The following is an 18,103-nucleotide window of genomic DNA, read 5'->3' as shown; positions in this document are numbered from 1 at the left end:
GAGTATGAGCTCAAGCACGCTACGAAGCACTCCGAGAACGGCTGGAGCGACCTCGTGGCCACCATCGGGGATCACATGAGCGATACTTGGGTCCTCCCGACCCGCACTCCCCTGACGACGACTCCGACTACCTACCCTCTCGAGGGATCTCTGGGTGTGAACACCCGGGACGGCCTGGCCTTTCAGCGCTGGCAGCACCAGCCCACCGCGACGAGCGCTGCACACCTCTGGTTCTACGTCGACGACGGTGTCGATTAACTCGGGTAAGTATACACAGCACACTCTCACGAGACCGAGTTGCCCGGCTTGGGAATCCTTTACCCCGCGAGTTATGCGACTGCTCGCCGACGCGCTGACCGGCACGCCGCTGCGCGAGATCAACGCGCTCTTCGACGACCGGGGCGTCGCGCTCGCTCCGCCGCAGGCGCGCGAGAACGACGAGAGAGTTCGGCGCGAGCGAATGCGCCGGTACCTCGGGACCCTGGACCCAGGCAACGCCGCCGCGCCCAGCGGCTGACCGCCGTCTTCAGCGACACACTCCAGAAGATCATCCGGGACACCTCAGCCGGCTGGGGCAACAATGACGCCCTGCACGACAAATGGGTCCGGATCCTGGCCGAGGACGGCTTCGACGTCGAGGAGACCACCGGCACCGTGCGCATCGGCCGGGCCGGGGCTCGGCTGACCGAGCAGGCGCTCAACGCCCTCCCCGATCCGCAGTCCATTCAAGATCACCTGCACCGTCTCGCCGACAGCGTCGACCCGGACCCTCGGCTCGCCGTGAGCACCGCCAAGGCCCTGATCGAGTCGACTGCCAAGTGCGTGCTCACTGCCCGAGAGCTGACCTACACACGCGCCGCCAAAGTGCCCGCCCTGGTCAACGCCGCCCAGGACTCGCTCGGCCTCACCCCGAAGTCAGTCAGTGACGAGGACCGCGCGCTCTGCCAGGCTCTGCAGTCGTTGATCACGCTCACTCAGAGCGTGACCGAGCTCAGGAACAGCGTCGGCATCGACCACGGAGCCGAGGAGGTGCCCAGATGGGTGCGTTCGCGGCATGCCCGCCTGGTCGTCGGCGCGGCCCAGGTCTGGTGCCAGCTCATGCTCGAGACGCGCGCCGATCCGGGTGCGCCCTGGCGGCGATAGAACCGCCACTTTTCCATCACTGGCACCGTCACGTGAATGGGAGAATCACTTCATGTCTGGATTCTCCCCGCCGGACGGCTTCTACGCCAGAACGTACGTTCCCGACATCAGCGTCGTCCCGCTCGGCGAGCGTCCTCGACCACGTAACCGCCGTCGGGGACGAAGCGGAGACGACCTACCTCGAGGTCAAGAGCTCGCTCGACATGAGCAGCAAGGCAGCCGCGACCGGTTTGTTGCCAAACCGCACTTGACCGTCACCTTTCACGGCTGCGAGTTGCTCCATCACCTCGAGCCGGACGACGCGGACTTCGAGAAGACGGTCGAGCCAGTGGTGCGAAGGCAGCCTCTACCCGGGCCATCCTTTGATCCGTCCGCGTTGCGCTTTTTTCCGCGAGGCTACCCGGTCGCGTGGGAGAACCGCGGCGAGGACGCCGAGGTTGCCCTCACCCAGGAGTCGTTCCGTCCGAACGTGCCGTGGACGAGCGACCAGGATGACTTCGTGATCGTCGCCAGGGACCCCGGAGCCAGTTCGGTGGAGGTCTCCTGGGTCCTCACTGAGGACGGCAACGACGACGGCGTCACCGGCGAGTTCCGAGTCCCGACTGACGAGCTCGTGGACGCCGCCGAGCTGTTCAAGGTGGTGTTCTTCAAGGAGCGTTGAGGACGCCCGCCGCGTGGCGCTCGTGCTCCTGCCCCGGAGAGACAGGCTTTCGGTACTGCAGTCCCCGAATTATCGGGGCCCTCGTGTCCTGAGAACGAGATGTCCGCGAGAGGCAATGATTGCGAAGAGGTGCACTACTAGTTCCTCCCGCGCCAACGTTCTGGTTCCTAGATTCGAACCGTGCAGTCAAGCAGAGAGAACACACCCCGGCCCCATTGGGCGCAGCAGCCGCCCTCACCCCGAGCGCCACGAGGTCGGAGGCGCATCCTTCCGGATCTCCCCCGCCCAGCGGCCTTCATCGCCGCGTCGGCGGCGTTGATCGGGATCTTCTTCTCCTCGGGGATCCCGATCCCGCTGTACAACACGTTCCGCGTCGAAGACGGGATCACCGACAGCGACTTGGCGCTGACGACGGTCGCCTACCTGGGTGTGACCGCGCTCTCCCTGCTGGTCTTCGGGCGGGTATCGAATCACTTCGGCCGGCGGCCGGTCGTGATCGCGGCGGTTCTCTTCGCCGTCGCGGGCTGCTTGGTGCTGTCGCAGGTGCACTCGCTACCGGTACTCATCCTCGGTCGTGTGTTGCAGGGGCTGGCGTGTGGCACGGCGTCGACGGCGGCTGGGGCGATGGTGATCGACCTTGCCCCGAGGACCCGGGTGCAGTGGCTTCCTGCGGTGATCACAAGCAGCGCGCCTCCGTTCGCGATCCCGCTAGGGGCCCTGGTCTCGGGGTCGCTCGTCGACCTCGGCCCGAGCCCGCGGCTGCTCGGATTCACGCTGACAGCCGCGCTGCTTCTGCTCCTGGGTGTCGCAGTGTTGCTCTGCCCCGAGACGGTCGCTCGGCGGCCAGGTCTGATGCGCTCGCTCGTCCCGCGCGTGCACGTCCCGGCCGGCGCGCGAAGGGCACTGCTGGCCACGGGGTTCGCGCTGCTGGCCACGTGGTCGTTCTCCGGGTTCTACCAGGCTTTCGCGCCGGGGCTGACGGCAGACTACCTCGGCACGAGAGACGCGCTGATGATCGCGGTGGTGTTTTCCTCGATCGTAGTGCTCAGCCCGCTCGGTGGCAGCCTCGCGGGAAGGCTTCGCCCGGCGTCGGCCATGCGCCTCGGGCTGATCGTGTTCGTGACCGCGGTTGCGCTGATCATCATCGCGCTGCACGAGGCGGCCATCGTGCCGTTCCTACTCTGCAGTGCCTGCGCGGGCATTGCCCAGGGCGCATCGAACAGCGGAGGGATGCGCGTCGTGTTCGCCCACGTCGCACCGCAGGAGCGGGCGGGGACGCTCGCCACGCTCTACCTCATCTCCTATGGCGGCGCGGCGCTTCCAGGACTCGTGGCCGGCCAGCTCTCCACTGCCTTGACACTGCCCAATGTCGGGACCTGCTACGCGGTTCTGGTCGCCGCTGCGGCGACTGCGGCCCTGGTCATCAGCTACGGGCGGCGTCAGGAGGCGGCTCTGGGCGTCGAGGGCCGGATCGGCAAATGACCCAGGGTAGCCAGGTATCCGCTCTGTTGGATGTAATGACGGTTCCTCCCTCATTCATGCCCGTGGCCGTAGCGTCGATCTCGAGGGGACGATCCCGGTCCCGCATCGAACCTCAGGAGGCATCACATGACGGAGCAGAAGAGCCGAGCGCAGCAACTGGTGGGCGACGTCGCCCCGAAGCTGGCGGAGCTGACCGACGAGGTCTTGTTCGGCGACGTGTGGGCCCGCCCCGGGCTGTCGCCGCGGGACCGGAGCCTGATCACTGTGGCCGCGCTGACCGCGCTCGGGCGGGACGCCCAGCTCAAATCGCATCTCAACCTCGCGCTGGACAACGGCGTGACCGAGGACGAGCTCGCCGAGGTCGCAACCCATCTCGCGTTTTACGCCGGCTGGCCCGCCGGGATGACCGCGGCGACGACGCTGAAGCAGGTGCTCGATGCCCGCTGAGGACACGGGCCCGATGAGGCTACTGCCGTCAGCTGCGGCGTCGAAGTCCCCCGCGGAACGCTTCATCGGCAACGTCTGGGTCAACGCCATCACCGGCGGCTCGGGCCCCGGCACGGCCACGCTGGCGGCGGTGCGGTTCTCCCCCAGCGCACGGTCAGCCTGGCGCTGCCACGAGAACGGACAGACGCTGCGCGTGACCGAAGGGACCGGCATCGTCCAGTCCCGGGACGGGCAGACGATCGTCATTCGCCCCGGCGACACTGTCGAGACGCCGCCGGGCGTGTGGCACTGGCACGGCGCGCTGCCGGACTCCTTCATGTCCCACCTCGCCGTCTCTGTCGCCGGCAGCGAGGTCGAATGGGGCGAGCACGTCAGCGACGACGACTACGCCGCGACCACGGCCGAGCAGACCCGGCGATGACCGAGGACAGCGCCGCCCGCGGAGCCGCTGGCGGTCACCGCGCAGGGCGACTTCGCCATCGAATGACCACGAGATCGCCGAGAAGAGCCTCGACTGAAGTATGAAGGAGAATGCAATGAGCGATGTCGACATCATGAACGACGCGGGTCCCGTGCACGACTGGCGGGACAACCCGTTCGGCCTGGTCTACAAGTACCCGATCACCGAGAACGTGCCGGGCAAGGTGGGCATCCATCCGGTCACCTACCTGCTGCACGGGCTGAAGATCGCCGCGAACGTATACACCCCGCCCGGCTACGACCCGGCAGGCTCGTACCCAGCGATCCCGTCGCGCACCCCAACGGCGATACCAAGGAACAGGTCGCCGGCCGGTACGCGCAGCGCCTCGCCGAACAGGGCTACATCACCATCGCCGCCGACGCCGCCTACCAAGATCACAGCGAAGGGGCACCCCGCAACACGGACAAGCCGTACTTCCGCACCGACGACATCCACGGCATGGCTGATTTCCTGGCCAGCTTTCCCGGATTCCCCGGCGTGGACGCGAACCGGATCGCTGCCCTCGGCATCTGCGGAGGCAGCGGAGACACCCTCAATGCGGTCAAGTCCGAGAAGCGGTTCAAGAGCGTGGCGACCGTGAGCATGTTCAACTTCGGCCTCGTGCGCCGTCGCGGCCTGCAGGACTCCCTGGTCGACATCATCCAGGACCGGCTGCGCCAGGCCTCGCAGGCAAGCACTGACGGGGCCATCGGCGAGACGACCGTCACCTACGCTGGCGACGCCGACCTCACCGATGAGCAGATCGCCGCCCAGCCATTTCCGCTCTACCGGCAGGGCTACGTCTACTACTGGAAGACCCACGCCTGCCCCGGATCGAGCTTCAAGTACACGATGGCGAGTCTGTTTGATCTGATGCGCTTCGACGCCACCGACCAGCTCGAGCTGATCGACGTGCCGCTGCTGATGATCGCCGGCAGCACCGCTGACACCCGCTACATGAGTGACAACGCGCTGGAGAAGGCTACCGGAACCGACGACAAGGAGTTGTTCCTCCTCGACGGCGCGCAGCACGTCCAGACCTACTGGGTAGACCAGTCCGTCGACCAAGCGATCGAGAAGCTAACGGAGTTCTACGCCCGCACGGTCTGACGGCCCAACGCACGAGAAGAGGGAACCCGCGAGCGGCCTGCGCGCGAGGTCCTTCACCCGGGCGAAACATCGACGAAGGAGGAATGACCATGACGACCTGGTTCATCACGGGAGCATCGAGCGGCCTCGGCGCGGCGCTCGCACGGGCGGTCCTCGCCCACGGCGACAGCGCCGCGATCACCGCGCGGAGCACGAACAGTCTGCAGGGACTGATCGAGGCCCACCCGGACAGAGCATTGGCGCTGCCACTAGACGTTACTGCCCACGACCAGATGACCGCCGCTGTCGACGCCGCCACGGCCCGATTCGGCCATATCGACGTACTGGTCAACAATGCCGGTCACGGGTTCCGGTCCGCGGTCGAGGAGGCCTCCGAGGACGAGGCGGACGAGGTCTTCGCGACGAACTTCTTCGGCCCGGTCGCGCTGATCAAGCAGGTGCTTCCCGAGATGCGCCGGCGAAGGTCGGGCACGATTGTGAACGTGTCCTCGATCGGCGCACCGGTCTCCAACCCTGGCTCCGGCTACTACACCGCGGCGAAAGCCGCTCTGGAAGGGATGTCCGATGCGCTGCGCCGAGAGGTCACACCCCTGGGCATACGGGTGATGGTGGTCGAGCCCGGCGCGTTCCGCACCGACTTCGGCGGACGCTCCCTAGCCCAGTCCCACGCCGTCATCAACGACTACGCCGACACGGCCGGTAAGCGGCGCAAGGAGAATGACCGCACCCACGGCACCCAGCCGGGCGACCCAGACCGAGCCGCGCAGGTGCTCCGCGCCACGGTCAGCGACGAGGGCCTCCCGTTCCGGCTGCTACTGGGGACCGACGCCGTCCGGATCGTCCGCGGCGAGTACCAGGACCGCATCGACGAGGTCGACGCGTGGGAGCACGTCAGCACCACCACCGACTTCCCCGCCGGAAACGACGAATGACCATGCGCAGAAGACGTCCGTGCTGAGAGGGTGGCCCGGTCACGTGGACGGGTCCCCCTCGAAGGGGCGCGGTCTCTTGCGGGGACCCCCCGCGCAGGGCATCGCATCCCAGGGTGGTGGTTGTCGTCCAGGTGTGTAATGACAATTACTTCTTCGGAGTCAGGAAGGTCCATATCGTGGAAGCATGCGAAGCCCTGTCCTGAGCCGAGCCGCCCTGGCGACCGCCGCCCTCGTGGCGCTCGCGCCACTGACCGACTGCGCCGGCACCGAGCCAGCTCCCGCGCCGTCTGGGCAGACGTCGACGCGAACCGCGCCCTCGGCGGACTACGAGGACGGCACCTACAAAGCCATGGGCGAGTACGGCGGCGAGCCGTCTTACCTCGACGTCACCATCACGCTGGAAGACAACGCCATCACCGAGGTGACGGTCGAGCCCCAGGACGAAAACGAGACCTCCCGCGGCTACCAGGAGCGCTTCACCGCTGCCGTGCCAGCTGCCGTGGTCGGCAAGGGCCTGGACGAGGCCGAGGTCGGCAAGCTCGCCGACGCGAGCACCTGCCCCGACGGCTTCAACGACGCCCTCGCCCAGATCCGCGGTCAGGCCAAGGCCTGAGACCTGACCTGTCCATCCGCCACCGGCGAGAGAGAAACCCGACGATGACGAAGCCCCACACCCGACGAGTGTTCCTGTCCCTGGCGGCGGCCTCGACCGCGACCGCCGGCCTGGCCGGCTGCTCCCTGCTCGGGGTCCAGTGCGACGAGGGGGGGGTCAGGCCGCCGCCCCGCAGGAGGAGATGCCCACCGCCGACGGCGCGCGCACCCTGGCCGCCTACTTCTCCGTTCCCGAGACCGATGACCCCGAGGGCATGACCACCGACGAGGAGAACAGCGGCCACGTCGTCGGCGGAAAGGTCTACGGCAACACCCAGTACGTCGCGATGCTGATGGCCGACCGACTCGGTGCGAACCAGTTCCGCATCGAGACCGCCGAAAAGCTCCCTCTGGACCACCAGACGCTCATCGACCGCGCCGTCAGCTGGCAGGACTCCGACGCCCGCCCCGATCTGAAGGCGAAAATCGAGAACCTCGACGACTACGACACCGTCATCGTCGGCTACCCGATCTGGGAGTACGACATGCCGATGCCGCTCTACACGTTCTTCGAGGACCACGACTTCGCCGGGAAGAACGTCTACGTCTACACCACCCACGACGTCAGCGGCCTGTCCGGGACGCTGGAAAAGGTCACCGAGATGCTGCCGGACGCGACGGTCAGCCAGGACGCATTCGACATCTCCCGCAACGACATGGACGACTCCGAGGCCCGGGTCGGCGAGTGGCTCGACGGGCTCGGGGTCTGACCCTCCTCGGGCCGAGGCTAGGCTCCTCCTGCTACATCAGCCGTTCCTGGTGGATCCGGCGGCGGGTGACGCCCATGCGGCGCAGGAGGCGCTGGTAGGCCAGGACGGCGGGGCTGGAGCCGACGATGAAGAACGCGCCCGTGCGCAGCTCCTCGTTGGTGAGCTCCTGCTCGAGGTCCGCGCGGCGGAACCTGCCGACGCTGGTGGTGACCTGCATCTTCCCGCCCGACGCCGCCCGGTACTGGTCGAGGAGGTCGCGGTAGTAGAGGTCGTCGGGAGTGCGCACCGACCACAGCAGATGGATCCTCCGCCTCGGGTGGTGGGCGGCGGCGAGGCTGAGCAGCGGCGCGACGCCGGCCCCCATCCCGATCAGGACGAGGGGTGCATCAGCCGCGTGGGCGGCCACCGCCGCGTCGAAGCGGCCGAACGGTCCCTCCAGCCGAGCCCGGGTTCCCGCGGCGACGTCGCCGAGCCGGGTGGTCCAGTCGCCGTGCTGGCGGATCGTGAAGGTGAGCGTGCCCTGGTCGTCGTCGGTGACGGAGAACGGGTGCCGCTCCCGACTGACCGCAGAGGTCCCCTGTAGGCTGAGGAAGAAGAAGTCTCCCGCCCGCCCGGAGGGATTCTCGCGGTCGAGCTCGATCGGGACCATCCGGGGCGACGCGCCGTGGGCCTCGTTGGCGACAACGGTGCCTTGCAGGAAAGCTCCCGGCGCGACCCATTTCTTCCAAACGTAGACGGCGAGGACGGCGACCGTGTAGAGGTCGAAGAGGATCATGAATCCCGCGAACTGGTTCATCCGCGTCAGAACGTGCACGTGCAGCCAGATCAGCAGCGCCACCACGATGTTGAGCCGGTGCAGCCAGATTGACAGTTGGTGCCGGAACACGATCCGCTCGAGGACCGCCTGGCCTGTAGCAGGAGCCGGGACCGGTCGACGAGCCAGCCGCTGAGGAAAAACACTGCCAGGCACAGGGTCGCGATCGACAGGTAGAGACCCCAGTCGCCGAGCATGTGCGCCAGCCCGTTGCTGGTGTACGAGTTCTGGTGGTGGATGAACGCCAACACCAGCGCGCCGAGGCCGAGGACGCCGTGCAGCCGGTACACCTGGGGCAGGCCCACGGGCCGATCCAGCCAGCGGGGCCGGACGCTGAGCAGGATCGCCAGCAACCACCAGGAGTCGGCGATCAGCGCGAACTGCACCAGCTGCATCAGATTCACCGGCTCGGTCACGACGGCCTCGTAGACCAGCATCAGCGGCATCGGGAAGATCACGGCGACCGCCCACAGGGCGATGATCCGCAGGGCGTTCACGACGCCTGCCAGACGTCGACAATGATCAACGCTGCCATTACCAGTACGGCGATGGCGATTAGCGCGGACAGCTTGAGCTTGGTGCTCACGGTCCTCCTCGGGGGTCGTCGGATCGATCGGCGGCCCCGAAGGGGACGAACGGGGTGGGGTCAGAAGCGGCCGCGAACCGTGTCGAGGTCGGCCAGGAAGTCCTGGGGCTCAGCGTCCAGGGGCAGGTTGTCCCGATCCAGTGGGCCGTCCAGCTCGACGTCGGGCTGCAGTCCGGCGAACAGCGGATCGAGGTCCGCCTGCGCCTCGCCCTTCTCGGCGACGAGCTCGAAGGTCTTGCGGTCGGCGGCGTCGGAGTTCAAGGATGCGATGAGGGCCTGGGCGATCTGGGCGCGGGAGACCACGCCGTCGGAGGCGTTCCCGGCCCAGTGGGTGTCGCCCTGCCGCATGACCAGGTGCTGCTCGTCGGGCTCGTTGTAGTCGAACCAGCCGGGGCGCACGATCGTGTAGGGATGGCCGCTGGCGCGCACCAGACGCTCCGCCCGTCGCTTCCAGTCGTGGCCTGTCGTGGGCTTCGTAACCCCGAGCGCCGTCATCATCGCGATCCGCGCCGGGGCCTTCAGCGCTTCCAGCATGGCCTTGACGGGTCGGTAGTTGGCCTGCTCAGCGTCAGCGTCGCTGTAGGTGCCCTGGGTGAACACGATGGCGCTCACGCGGTCGAGGGCGTGGGCGAGGACGTCAGGGTCGGGCGGGTCGCCGACGACGACGCGTGTGCCTTCGGGAAACAAGGAGTCCTGGTCCGCGCGGCGCACCAGGGCACGGGTCTCGTGGCCCGCCTCGAGCGCCTGGGCGACGGCGTGGCGTCCGATGCTGCCGCTGGCCCCGATGATGAGGACCGCGCCGTTCGAGTCGATCGAGGTTGTTGTGTCTGCGTCTGCTTCGTGAACCATGCCTACGACGCTATGCGGGCCCGACGGGGTGGAGAAGGAACTGCTGGTACACCCATAGCCGGTTGCCGTCCGGGGCATCCTCGGTGACTCCGGTGCTACTGCTCGGATGCCTGTTCGCGGATCTTGGTCATGGCGTCGTTGAAGCCGTCGCCACAGCTGCTGGAGCCGGCGAGCTTGCCGACCTCCACGTCGTCGACGCTCTTGCCGACGACTTCGTCGGGAAGCGCCGCGGCGAACTTCTCCTGGTAGCCGCGGGAGGTGGCGTTGTTGTCCGGCATCAGCTCGGAGTCCACATCGGTGATGAGGCCGTCGTCGAGGGTGACGGTGAAGGTCATGTACGAGGGCGCGCCGCCGTAGAAGCCCTTCGCCGTGTAGGTCCCGTCCTCGTACTCGATGCCGTCAGTGCTCGGTGCGTCAGAGGAGGGGCTGTTGCTCGACGACGGTGGTGAGGATGCGTCGGCGCTGTCGTTCTCGCCGCTGCTGCATCCCGTCAGCGGCAACAGTGCGGCGAAAGTCGCTGCGGCCCCGACGGCCGCGCGGGTCAGGACATGGCTCTTCATGGTTCGTCTCCTCGGGTCGGAAGGGTTGGGCGGGTCAGAGGAACAGTTCTCCGGGGAAGTCGTCGGACCACTGGACGCGGCCGTCGGCGAGCATCCGCACCCAGGAGAAGTCGAACGAGGACAGTGCGTCGGGATCGGCGACGAACAGAGCCGTCGCCAGCCCGTCGGCCGTCGCCGCATCGGCGGCCCTGGTCCAGGTCGCGACGACGTCGGTCACCGGCTTGCCGGTGCGTCCGTCGAGGACGTGGTGCAGGTCCTCGCCCCAGGCGCGGCGGGTGGTGGCCGAGGCGCCCAGCGCGCCGTCGTGCAGCGGGCAGGTGCCGATCACGCGGCCGGGCAGGGTGGGGTGCTCCAGCCCGACAGCGACCGGTTCGGGGCCGCGGTGCCGCAGGTCGCCGCTGCCGTCGACCACGAAGACGTCGATGCCTGCCTCCAGGAGCAGCTGGGCGATGAGGTCGACGAGGTGTCCCTTGCCGGCCGCTCCGACGTCGATCACCAGTGGACGGGCGGTGACGATCTCGGTCCCGTCGCGTCGGACGTCACGTGCCCAGGAGTTCGGGACCCTGGCGGCCAGGCCTGCATGGTCAGGGGTCAGAGTGTAGGTGGCGTCGTAGCCGAGCAGCTCCAGGTCGCGCCCGACCAGCGGATCTACTGCCCCGTCGGTCGCCGCGGCGAGACGGTCGTACAGGTCGAGCAGCGCCGCGTCGCGGTCGGGGAAGGCGAACCGTCCCCCGCCCGGCGCGTGCGCGATCTCGGTGACCAGCGAGTCCGGGCGGAACCGGGACCACGCCCGGTCGAAGTCCTCGCACAGGTCGGCGATCTCGGCCCGCAGCCGGTCGGGCAGCGTGAGCTTGGTGTCGATCTGCCAGTCGGTGCCGATCGCCGCGAAGCGATGCACGGCACCGGGGGTGGTCGTATCGCTCGTCGGCATCGCCGCGTCCGGCACGGAGCCGATTGCTCAGGCTTCGGGGATGTCGCGGCCGAATGCTTCCACCGTGACGGATGCCGGGTCCGGGCCGCCGCGCTCCCCGGTGTCGAGGGCGTCGATCTTCGCGAGCTCGTCGGCGGTGAGCTCGAAGCCGAAGACGTCGAAGTTCGCAGCGATGCGCTCGGGCTTGACCGACTTCGGGATCGCCGAGCGGCCCTCCTGCAGATGCCAGCGCAGCATCACCTGCGCCGGGGTCCTGCCGTGAGCCTGGGCGATCTCGCCGATGACCGGGTCGTTGAACGTCGAGCGGCTGGAGTCGCCGCGGTAGCTGGTGATCCCGCCAATCGGCGACCACGCCTGGGTGACGATGCCGTGCTCAGCATTCGCCTTCTGCACGTCGGGCTGGGAGAAGTACGGGTGGCCCTCGACCTGGTTCACCGCCGGGACGACGTCGGTCTTCTCCAGCAGATCAGCCAGCACGTCCGGCATGAAGTTGCTGACGCCGATCGCGCGGACCTTCCCATCGGCCAGGAGCTTCTCCAGCGCCATGTACGCGCCGACGGTCTTATCGAAATCGGCAGTCAGCGGCTGATGCAGCATGAGCAGGTCGATCTGCTCGACGCCGAGCTTGCCGGCAGACTTCTCGAAGGCGTGCAGGGCCTCCTCGTAGCCGTAGTCGGAGATCCACAGCTTGGTCTGGACGAAGACCTCGGATCGGTCGATGCCCGAGGCCCGGATGCCTTCTCCGACCTCGCGCTCGTTGAAGTACGACGCGGCGGTGTCGATCAGCCGGTAGCCGACGCGCAGCGCCTCGGCGACGGAGGCGACGGTCTCCTCGGGCGGTGTCTGGAAGACGCCGAAGCCCAGTGCGGGCATCTCGACGCCGTTGTTCAGTGCGATATTCGTTGTCATGACCTCCACGCTAGATCCGCCGGCGGCGGTGAGGGAGGAACTGTCAGTTCACCTCTCCCCCTCGCTCGCCGTCTCAGGGGGTGTGCTAATCGGTGTCGGCGGGGCCTGAGGCGGCGAGGTTGCCCAGCAACTGGAGCCGCTCGTGGGTGGAACTGCCGGGCTCCGCGGTGTGGGCAAACAGGAACCAGTCGGGGTCGGCGGGCATGTCGAGGGCCTCGTAGTCCAGCTCGAGGTCACCCACGAGGGGGTGGTGGATGCGCTTGACGCCGAGGCGGGGGAAGCGGACGCCGTGCCTGCCCCACCGGGTGCAGAACTCCTCGCTGCGGGTCACCAGCTCCCCGACCAGATCGGTCAGCGCCTTGTCGCGCGGGCACTGCCCGGCATAGCTGCGCAGCGTCGCGACGACCTCGTCGGCCACCCGGTCCCAGTCGGGGAAGAACTCCTCCGCGGCCGGGTTGAAGAAGACGAACCGCGCCGTGTTCGACCCATTCGCCGCATCGTCGATGATTGGCGCGTACAGGGCGCGGCCGAGCGGGTTCGTCGCGACGATCGTGCTCCGGCGGTCGCGGATCCACGCCGGCGCACCGGTGATCGCGTCCAGCAGCCGCTGCAGGCTCGGCCGGACCGACGGGTCCGCGGAGCGCCTGCGCCGTGGCGGACGAGTGCTCGCGGCCCGGGCGAGGTCGTGCAGGTGCGCGGCCTCGGCCTCGTCCAGCCACAGGACATCGGCCAGGGCGTCCAGCACCTCCGGTGAGACGCCGGAGAGGTCCCCGCGCTCCATCCGGGCGTAGTACTCCACGCTCACCCGAGTCAGGGCGGCCACTTCCTCGCGGCGCAGGCCCGGCACCCGGCGGCGTCCGCCGCCGATCAGGCCGACCTGCTCCGGCGCGATGCGATCCCTGCGGCCGCGCAGGAACTCTGCGACCTCGGCTCGATGATCCATGCGTGCCAGCGTAGGGTCGGGCACGTCGGCAAGGGAGGTACTGGCAGTTGGTGGATCGACTCTGCGGCGGTCGCGGGTCAGCGCCGGGCGCTGTCGTTGCGGACGAGATGGTCGGGGATCGCGACGCTGCCTAGCAGCTTCAGCCGCTCCTCGGTCGGCGATCCCGGCTCGGCGGTGAAGGCGAACATGAACCAGTCGGGGTTCGCGGGGAACTCCATCGCCTCGTAGGACAGTTCGAGGTCACCCACGAGCGGGTGGTGGATGCGCTTGAGCCCAGCGCGGTGGTGGCGCACGTCGTGCTTGGACCAGCGGTGCCGGAAGGCGTCGGACCGGGTGACGAGCTCGCCGATCAGGCCGGTGAGCTTCTTGTCGTGGGGATTCTGCCCAGCATAGGTGCGCAGGGTGGCGACCATGTCATCGGCGTTGGCCTCCCAGTCGGGGAAGAACACCCTGGACGCGGGGCTGAGGAACGTGAACCGGGCGGTGTTGCCCTGAGTGGAGGCGTCCTCGAGCATCGGCGCGTACAGCGCCCGGCCCAGCGGGTTGGCGGCCACGAAGTCCAGACGCCGGTCCCGCACCCACATCGGCGCGCCGGTCACCGCGTCCAGGAATCGCTGCAGCTGCGGCTTCACCCGCTGCTCGACCGGCGTGCTGCGCCGACTCCGCGGCGGCGTCGGGCCCGCGGCCCTGGCGAGGTCGGCCAGATGGTCAGTCTCGGCCTCGTCCAGCTGCAACGCCCGGGCCAAGGCGTCGAGGACCTCCAGGGACACGCCCCGCAGGTCGCCGCGCTCCATCCGCGCGTAGTACTCCACGCTCACGCCGGTGAGCATGGCCAACTCCTCCCGACGCAGGCCGGGGACCCGGCGGCGTCCGCCGCCGATGATGCCCGCCTGCTCGGGTGTGATCCGGTCCCTGCGGGTGCGCAGGAAGTCGGTCACCTCCTCCTGATGATCCATCCTTCAACGATAAACCCGGACAGCGGGGCGAGGGAGGAACTGCCAGTCCACCCCTCGCCCCGCCGTCAGCTGTACCGAGAAAGACCCGTCTCAGGCGTGGGTTTCGTGGCCGCTGCCGCGCGCTCCCGCCACGCTCAGCTGCGCCGAGCGATCGTCGATCTCGGCGACCTCTTCCGCGGTCAGGACCACATCCGCGGCGGCGCTGTTCTCCGCGACCCGCTCGGGGCGGCGACTGCCGGGGATCGGCACGATGCCGGGCCCCTTGGCCAGCAGCCAGGCGAGGGCGACCTGCCCCGGCGTGACGTTCTTCCGGGCGGCGACCTCGACGACCAGGTCGGCCACCGGCTGGTTCGCGGCCAGCGCCTCCGGAGTGAACCGCGGGAACCGGGAGCGGATGTCCTTCTCCGCGAACGACTCTCCATGGGAGACCGTGCCGGTCAGGAAGCCCTGCCCCAGCGGCGACCAGGGCACCAGCCCGATGCCCAGCTCGACGCAGGCGGGCAGCACCTCGGCCTCGACATCGCGGGCCCAGATCGAGTACTCGTTCTGCACCGCGGCCACCGGCAGCACGGCGTGCGCGCGACGGATCGTCGCAGCACTCGCCTCCGACAGACCGAAGTGGACAATCTTGCCCTCGGCCACGAGGTCCTTGACGGTGCCCGCGACGTCCTCGATCGGCACCTGCGGGTCGACCCGGTGCTGGTAGTACACGTCGATGCGGTCAGTGCGCAGACGCTGCAGCGACCCCTCGACGGCGCGGCGGATGTTCTCCGGCCGGCTGTCCAGGCCCGTGCGCGCCGTGCCCTCGTAGCCGAAGCCGAACTTGGTGGCGACCACGACCTGGTCGCGGATCGGCTCCAGCGCCTCGCCCACGAGGGTCTCGTTGGCAAACGGACCGTAGGCCTCGGCGGTATCGAAGAACGTCACCCCCTGCTCGTGGGCCCCGCGGATCAGGGATACCCCGTGGGCGGTGTCGACGGGCTCGCCGTAGTTCGCGCTGAGGCCCATGCAGCCCAGGCCGATCGCCGAGACCTCCAGCGGGCCGAGAGAACGCTTCTCCATGCGGTGTCCTTCCTTCTGCTTCAGGTGGAGCCCATCACGCTAGTGCGGTCGCCGCTGCGAAGGGAGGAACTGCCAGTACACCCAAGAGCAGACCCTCCCGCCCGCGTGTGAGCCGCGGTCAGATGGATGCATGGCCAAAACCGCAACACCTACAGCAGCCGCCCCGAGCACGGGGCTGCGCACCGGCGTGATCCTCGCGATTGTGCTCGTCTCCTACTTCATGATCGTGCTCGACAACTCGATCATCTTCACCGGGCTCCCGCAGATCCAGGCCAGCCTGGACCTGTCGCCGGGCGGTCTGGCCTGGGCGCAGAACGCCTACACCCTCGTCTTCGGCGGGCTGCTCCTTCTCGGCGCGCGGATGGGCGACATCATCGGCCGTCGCCGCGTGTTCATCATCGGCCTCGTACTCTTCGGCGTCGCCTCGTTCCTCGTCGGCACCGCGCAGACCGAGGGGTGGATCATCGCCGCCCGCGCCTTCCAAGGCATCGGCGCGGCGATCGTCGCGCCCTCGTCGCTCGCGCTCATCACCGCGATCTTCCCCGCCGGTCCTGAACGCACCCGCGCCACCGCCGCCTACGGCACCACCGCCGGCCTAGGCGCGAGCCTCGGCCTCGTCGTCGGCGGCGCATTAGCCTCGTGGGTGTCGTGGCGGGCCGGATTCTTCATCAACGTGCCCATCGCCGCCATCATGATCGCCCTCGCCCTGAAGCACCTCCCCGCGTTCGAGACGATCAAGGGCCGCTTCGACCTGCTCGGCGCGCTTACCTCCACCCTCGGCATGGGAGCCCTTGTCTACGGCATCATCAACGCCGGCGAACACAGCTGGGCCGACCCGCCGACCGTCTGGCCAATCGTGATCGGGGCCCTCATGCTCGCCGTGTTCGTAGTCAACGAGTGGAGGGCCAAGCAGCCGATCATGCCGCTGCGCCTCTTCGCCTCCGCCGAGAGATCGGGCGCGGCGATCGCGCGGCTGCTGTTCGCCGGGACGATGATCGCGTTTTTCTTCTTCACCACCCAGTTCTTCCAGGGCGTCTACGGGTGGGCCCCGCTGCAGGCCGGCCTCGGGTTCCTGCCCATGAGCCTGGTCCAGTTCGGCTCATCCCTGCTCGTCTCCCGCCTCACCCGCCGCTTCGGCAACGCACCCCTCGTCGTGGCCGGTCTCGCGCTCGTCCTGGCCGGCATGGCCTGGATCAGCCGAATCACCTCCGAGGTGCCCTTCGTCCTCGGCGCGGTCGGGCCGCTGATCCTGCTCGGCCTCGGCCAGGGCCTGGCCTTCGGCCCCCTCACCTCCGCAGGGGTCGCCGGGGCTCGTACCGAGGACGCCGGAGCGGCGTCCGGGCTCGTGAACACCGCCCACCAGCTCGGCTCCACCCTGGGCGTCGCCGTCCTCACCGCCGCCGCGGCCGGAGCGGCCACTCTTCAACAGCGCGTCGTCGACTCCTACACCGGTGGCGCGGTCATGCTCGCCGTCGCCGTCCTCGCCGCCCTGGCCCTGATAGTCCCCGCCGAGATTCGCAGCAGGAAGCCTCAGCGCACACCGTGACCGAGACGACCCGAAGAGCCCTCATCGGAGCCGCTGGTCTGGGGGGGGGCGATCGGGGTCCTTGCCGCCTGCACCGCACCCAACACTCAGCAGAGTCCCACCGCCACGCCAACGCCGAAAGGAACCCCCGGACTTGACACCCGCCCGAGAACCGACCACCGGATCGCAGACGCTGCTCGTCTACTTCTCCCGCCCCGGCGAGAACTATTGGGAGGGCGGACGGCGCGACCTCGACGTCGGCAACACGAAGGTAATCGCGCAGAACATCCGGGACCGGATCGACTGCGACGCCTTCGAGATCCTCGCCGCCGATCCCTACCCCGCCGCCTACGACCCCACCGTCGCCCGCAACGTACGTGAGCAGGACGCCGACGCGCGCCCGGCGATCGACGGCGAACTACCCGACTTGACCGGCTACAGCACGGTCCTGCTGGGCAGCCCAGTCTGGAACAGCCGCACCCCGATGATCATGTCCACCTTCATCGAGGCCGTCGACCTGGCGGAAAAGCGCGTCCTGCCGTTCGTCACGTACGCCGTGTCCGGTATGGCCGGAATCGACCAGGACTACCGCGACGCCCTGCCCGCCAGCAACGTCGCCAACGGCCTGGCCATCCGCGGTGAGGAAGCATCCGACGCAGCCGACGCCGTCGACGCTTGGGTGCGTAGCAACGGCCTGCTGTAGGACCTCTTCCCCGGAAAGGGGGAACTGTCAGTGCCTTCCTCCACACGCACACCACTGGTGCTATGGATGAAGACAGGGCAGGCCGTACAACGGCAGTCAGCACTGCCGGGCATCAATCAACGAGTAAAAGGAAACATTCACCATGAACGACACGTCCAGCACCAGCCGCGTCGCGGTCATCACCGGCGCATCCTCCGGCATCGGAGCCGCCACCGCCCGGGCCCTCGCCACCGGCGGGTACCAGGTCGCCCTCCTCGCGCGTCGGGCCGACCGCATCGAGGCCCTCGCCGCCGAACTCGGAGGCGGCTCCATCGCCATCCAGGCCGACGTCACCGACCGCGACTCCCTCCTGACAGCCGCTCAGCGCGTGCAGGACGAACTGGGAGGTGCCGACGTCCTGGTCAACAACGCCGGGACCATGCTGCTCGGGCCCTTCTCATCCGCCCAGCACGCCGACTACCGGGCAATGGTCGAGGCCAACCTGCTGGGCGCGATCACAGCCACCGAGGTCTTCCTCGACCAGCTCAAGGACGGTGGCGGCGACCTGATCAACATCTCCTCCGTCGCCGGACGCACCGCCCGCGCCACCAATGGCGTCTACGCCGCCACCAAATGGGGCGTCAACGGCTGGTCAGAATCCCTGCGCCAGGAGCTGCTGCCCGACATCCG

At 68.5% G+C, this 18,103-nt stretch carries 23 protein-coding genes; 13 read left to right on the top strand and 10 right to left on the bottom strand.

Going from position 1 to position 18,103, the window contains the following annotated elements:
* Positions 1–75: 75 nt before the first annotated feature.
* The 6 genes from EWV35_RS13400 to EWV35_RS03655 all read left to right on the top strand — a co-directional run bounded on the left by EWV35_RS13400 (position 76) and on the right by EWV35_RS03655 (position 4,154).
* Entirely contained in the window at positions 76–258 is a 183-nt protein-coding gene (locus EWV35_RS13400) for a hypothetical protein (RefSeq protein WP_238654127.1), read from the top strand.
* A 48-nt stretch (positions 259–306) separates the two neighbouring features.
* The gene (locus EWV35_RS03675) at positions 307–1,143 is read left to right on the top strand and encodes an abortive infection family protein (protein ID WP_165168313.1); all 837 of its coding nucleotides are present in this window, start codon (positions 307–309) and stop codon (positions 1,141–1,143) included.
* Between the two features lie 52 nt (positions 1,144–1,195).
* Positions 1,196–1,804, top strand: coding sequence for a hypothetical protein (locus tag EWV35_RS03670; protein WP_193554075.1), 609 nt, complete (start codon positions 1,196–1,198; stop codon positions 1,802–1,804).
* Positions 1,805–2,119: 315 nt separating this feature from the next.
* Positions 2,120–3,286 (top strand): MFS transporter, encoded by a 1,167-nt coding sequence (locus tag EWV35_RS03665; RefSeq protein WP_202976027.1) that lies wholly within the window; start codon positions 2,120–2,122, stop codon positions 3,284–3,286.
* Positions 3,287–3,412: 126 nt separating this feature from the next.
* On the top strand, positions 3,413–3,733 hold the full coding sequence (locus EWV35_RS03660; RefSeq protein ID WP_129658322.1) for a carboxymuconolactone decarboxylase family protein: 321 nt from the start codon (positions 3,413–3,415) through the stop codon (positions 3,731–3,733).
* A 13-nt stretch (positions 3,734–3,746) separates the two neighbouring features.
* The gene (locus tag EWV35_RS03655; RefSeq protein WP_129658320.1) at positions 3,747–4,154 is read left to right on the top strand and encodes a cupin domain-containing protein; all 408 of its coding nucleotides are present in this window, start codon (positions 3,747–3,749) and stop codon (positions 4,152–4,154) included.
* 294 nt (positions 4,155–4,448) lie between these two features.
* On the opposite strand, the gene EWV35_RS13310 is transcribed toward EWV35_RS03655, so the two are convergent.
* Positions 4,449–4,649: a hypothetical protein gene (locus EWV35_RS13310; RefSeq protein ID WP_202976026.1), complete on the bottom strand. Its 201-nt coding sequence runs from the start codon at positions 4,647–4,649 to the stop codon at positions 4,449–4,451.
* 3 nt (positions 4,650–4,652) lie between these two features.
* On the opposite strand from EWV35_RS13310, the gene EWV35_RS13305 reads away from it, so the two are divergent.
* From EWV35_RS13305 to EWV35_RS03635, 4 genes are all read left to right on the top strand, one after another.
* Entirely contained in the window at positions 4,653–5,303 is a 651-nt protein-coding gene (locus EWV35_RS13305) for an alpha/beta hydrolase (protein WP_202976025.1), read from the top strand.
* An 83-nt stretch (positions 5,304–5,386) separates the two neighbouring features.
* Positions 5,387–6,235 carry an oxidoreductase gene (locus tag EWV35_RS03645; protein WP_342210823.1) on the top strand — a complete coding sequence of 283 codons (849 nt, stop codon included), beginning with the start codon at positions 5,387–5,389 and terminating at the stop codon, positions 6,233–6,235.
* Between the two features lie 184 nt (positions 6,236–6,419).
* Entirely contained in the window at positions 6,420–6,848 is a 429-nt protein-coding gene (locus EWV35_RS03640; protein WP_129658318.1) for a hypothetical protein, read from the top strand.
* Between the two features lie 181 nt (positions 6,849–7,029).
* Complete coding sequence (locus EWV35_RS03635) at positions 7,030–7,596, top strand: flavodoxin (protein ID WP_129658316.1); 567 nt, start codon at positions 7,030–7,032, stop codon at positions 7,594–7,596.
* A 31-nt stretch (positions 7,597–7,627) separates the two neighbouring features.
* Here the strand turns inward: EWV35_RS03635 and EWV35_RS03630 are convergent, their stop codons facing one another.
* The 9 genes from EWV35_RS03630 to EWV35_RS03595 all read right to left on the bottom strand — a co-directional run bounded on the left by EWV35_RS03630 (position 7,628) and on the right by EWV35_RS03595 (position 15,206).
* Positions 7,628–8,437 carry a ferredoxin reductase domain-containing protein gene (locus EWV35_RS03630; protein ID WP_202976024.1) on the bottom strand — a complete coding sequence of 270 codons (810 nt, stop codon included), beginning with the start codon at positions 8,435–8,437 and terminating at the stop codon, positions 7,628–7,630.
* A complete protein-coding gene (locus EWV35_RS13300) occupies positions 8,422–8,907 on the bottom strand; it encodes a hypothetical protein (RefSeq protein WP_202976023.1) in 486 nt (161 codons plus the stop codon). The genes EWV35_RS03630 and EWV35_RS13300 overlap by 16 nt, the downstream gene beginning before the upstream one ends.
* Before the next feature lie 149 nt (positions 8,908–9,056).
* Positions 9,057–9,845 carry an SDR family oxidoreductase gene (locus EWV35_RS03625; RefSeq protein WP_129658314.1) on the bottom strand — a complete coding sequence of 263 codons (789 nt, stop codon included), beginning with the start codon at positions 9,843–9,845 and terminating at the stop codon, positions 9,057–9,059.
* 95 nt (positions 9,846–9,940) lie between these two features.
* Positions 9,941–10,405, bottom strand: a complete 465-nt coding sequence (locus tag EWV35_RS03620; RefSeq protein ID WP_129658312.1) for an FMN-binding protein — start codon at positions 10,403–10,405, stop codon at positions 9,941–9,943.
* 34 nt (positions 10,406–10,439) lie between these two features.
* Positions 10,440–11,351: an FAD:protein FMN transferase gene (locus EWV35_RS03615; protein WP_238654124.1), complete on the bottom strand. Its 912-nt coding sequence runs from the start codon at positions 11,349–11,351 to the stop codon at positions 10,440–10,442.
* Between the two features lie 12 nt (positions 11,352–11,363).
* On the bottom strand, positions 11,364–12,245 hold the full coding sequence (locus tag EWV35_RS03610; RefSeq protein WP_129658311.1) for an aldo/keto reductase: 882 nt from the start codon (positions 12,243–12,245) through the stop codon (positions 11,364–11,366).
* 85 nt (positions 12,246–12,330) lie between these two features.
* The gene (locus tag EWV35_RS03605; protein WP_129658308.1) at positions 12,331–13,188 is read right to left on the bottom strand and encodes a helix-turn-helix transcriptional regulator; all 858 of its coding nucleotides are present in this window, start codon (positions 13,186–13,188) and stop codon (positions 12,331–12,333) included.
* A 77-nt stretch (positions 13,189–13,265) separates the two neighbouring features.
* Positions 13,266–14,144 (bottom strand): helix-turn-helix domain-containing protein, encoded by an 879-nt coding sequence (locus EWV35_RS03600; protein WP_129658306.1) that lies wholly within the window; start codon positions 14,142–14,144, stop codon positions 13,266–13,268.
* Positions 14,145–14,234: 90 nt separating this feature from the next.
* Positions 14,235–15,206, bottom strand: coding sequence for an aldo/keto reductase (locus EWV35_RS03595; RefSeq protein WP_129658304.1), 972 nt, complete (start codon positions 15,204–15,206; stop codon positions 14,235–14,237).
* Positions 15,207–15,336: 130 nt separating this feature from the next.
* Here EWV35_RS03595 and EWV35_RS03590 point away from each other — a divergent pair, with 130 nt between their 5' ends.
* From EWV35_RS03590 to EWV35_RS03580, 3 genes are all read left to right on the top strand, one after another.
* Entirely contained in the window at positions 15,337–16,752 is a 1,416-nt protein-coding gene (locus EWV35_RS03590; RefSeq protein WP_129658302.1) for an MFS transporter, read from the top strand.
* Positions 16,753–16,885: 133 nt separating this feature from the next.
* Positions 16,886–17,434 carry a flavodoxin gene (locus tag EWV35_RS03585; RefSeq protein WP_129658300.1) on the top strand — a complete coding sequence of 183 codons (549 nt, stop codon included), beginning with the start codon at positions 16,886–16,888 and terminating at the stop codon, positions 17,432–17,434.
* 142 nt (positions 17,435–17,576) lie between these two features.
* The coding region (locus tag EWV35_RS03580) for an SDR family oxidoreductase (RefSeq protein ID WP_165168311.1) at positions 17,577–18,103 on the top strand (527 nt) is incomplete at its 3' end.

This window comes from Rothia uropygialis (assembly GCF_004137765.1).
Taxonomy (GTDB): Bacteria; Actinomycetota; Actinomycetes; order Actinomycetales; family Micrococcaceae; genus Rothia.
Note: the sequence above shows the minus strand (reverse complement) of the source record. Positions and strands in the feature narration are given on the sequence as shown.

Excerpts from the sequence above, each read along its gene's own strand:
- EWV35_RS13400 (WP_238654127.1), top strand. The coding sequence starts at position 76 with ATGAGCGATACTTGGGTCCTCCCGACCCGCACTCCCCTGACGACGACT.
- EWV35_RS03670 (WP_193554075.1), top strand. The coding sequence starts at position 1,196 with ATGTCTGGATTCTCCCCGCCGGACGGCTTCTACGCCAGAACGTACGTT.
- EWV35_RS03660 (WP_129658322.1), top strand. The coding sequence starts at position 3,413 with ATGACGGAGCAGAAGAGCCGAGCGCAGCAACTGGTGGGCGACGTCGCC.
- EWV35_RS03655 (WP_129658320.1), top strand. The coding sequence starts at position 3,747 with ATGAGGCTACTGCCGTCAGCTGCGGCGTCGAAGTCCCCCGCGGAACGC.
- EWV35_RS13305 (WP_202976025.1), top strand. The coding sequence starts at position 4,653 with ATGGCTGATTTCCTGGCCAGCTTTCCCGGATTCCCCGGCGTGGACGCG.
- EWV35_RS03645 (WP_342210823.1), top strand. The coding sequence starts at position 5,387 with ATGACCATGACGACCTGGTTCATCACGGGAGCATCGAGCGGCCTCGGC.
- EWV35_RS03640 (WP_129658318.1), top strand. The coding sequence starts at position 6,420 with ATGCGAAGCCCTGTCCTGAGCCGAGCCGCCCTGGCGACCGCCGCCCTC.
- EWV35_RS03635 (WP_129658316.1), top strand. The coding sequence starts at position 7,030 with ATGCCCACCGCCGACGGCGCGCGCACCCTGGCCGCCTACTTCTCCGTT.
- EWV35_RS03625 (WP_129658314.1), bottom strand. The coding sequence starts at position 9,845 with ATGGTTCACGAAGCAGACGCAGACACAACAACCTCGATCGACTCGAAC.
- EWV35_RS03620 (WP_129658312.1), bottom strand. The coding sequence starts at position 10,405 with ATGAAGAGCCATGTCCTGACCCGCGCGGCCGTCGGGGCCGCAGCGACT.
- EWV35_RS03610 (WP_129658311.1), bottom strand. The coding sequence starts at position 12,245 with ATGACAACGAATATCGCACTGAACAACGGCGTCGAGATGCCCGCACTG.
- EWV35_RS03605 (WP_129658308.1), bottom strand. The coding sequence starts at position 13,188 with ATGGATCATCGAGCCGAGGTCGCAGAGTTCCTGCGCGGCCGCAGGGAT.
- EWV35_RS03600 (WP_129658306.1), bottom strand. The coding sequence starts at position 14,144 with ATGGATCATCAGGAGGAGGTGACCGACTTCCTGCGCACCCGCAGGGAC.
- EWV35_RS03595 (WP_129658304.1), bottom strand. The coding sequence starts at position 15,206 with ATGGAGAAGCGTTCTCTCGGCCCGCTGGAGGTCTCGGCGATCGGCCTG.
- EWV35_RS03590 (WP_129658302.1), top strand. The coding sequence starts at position 15,337 with ATGGCCAAAACCGCAACACCTACAGCAGCCGCCCCGAGCACGGGGCTG.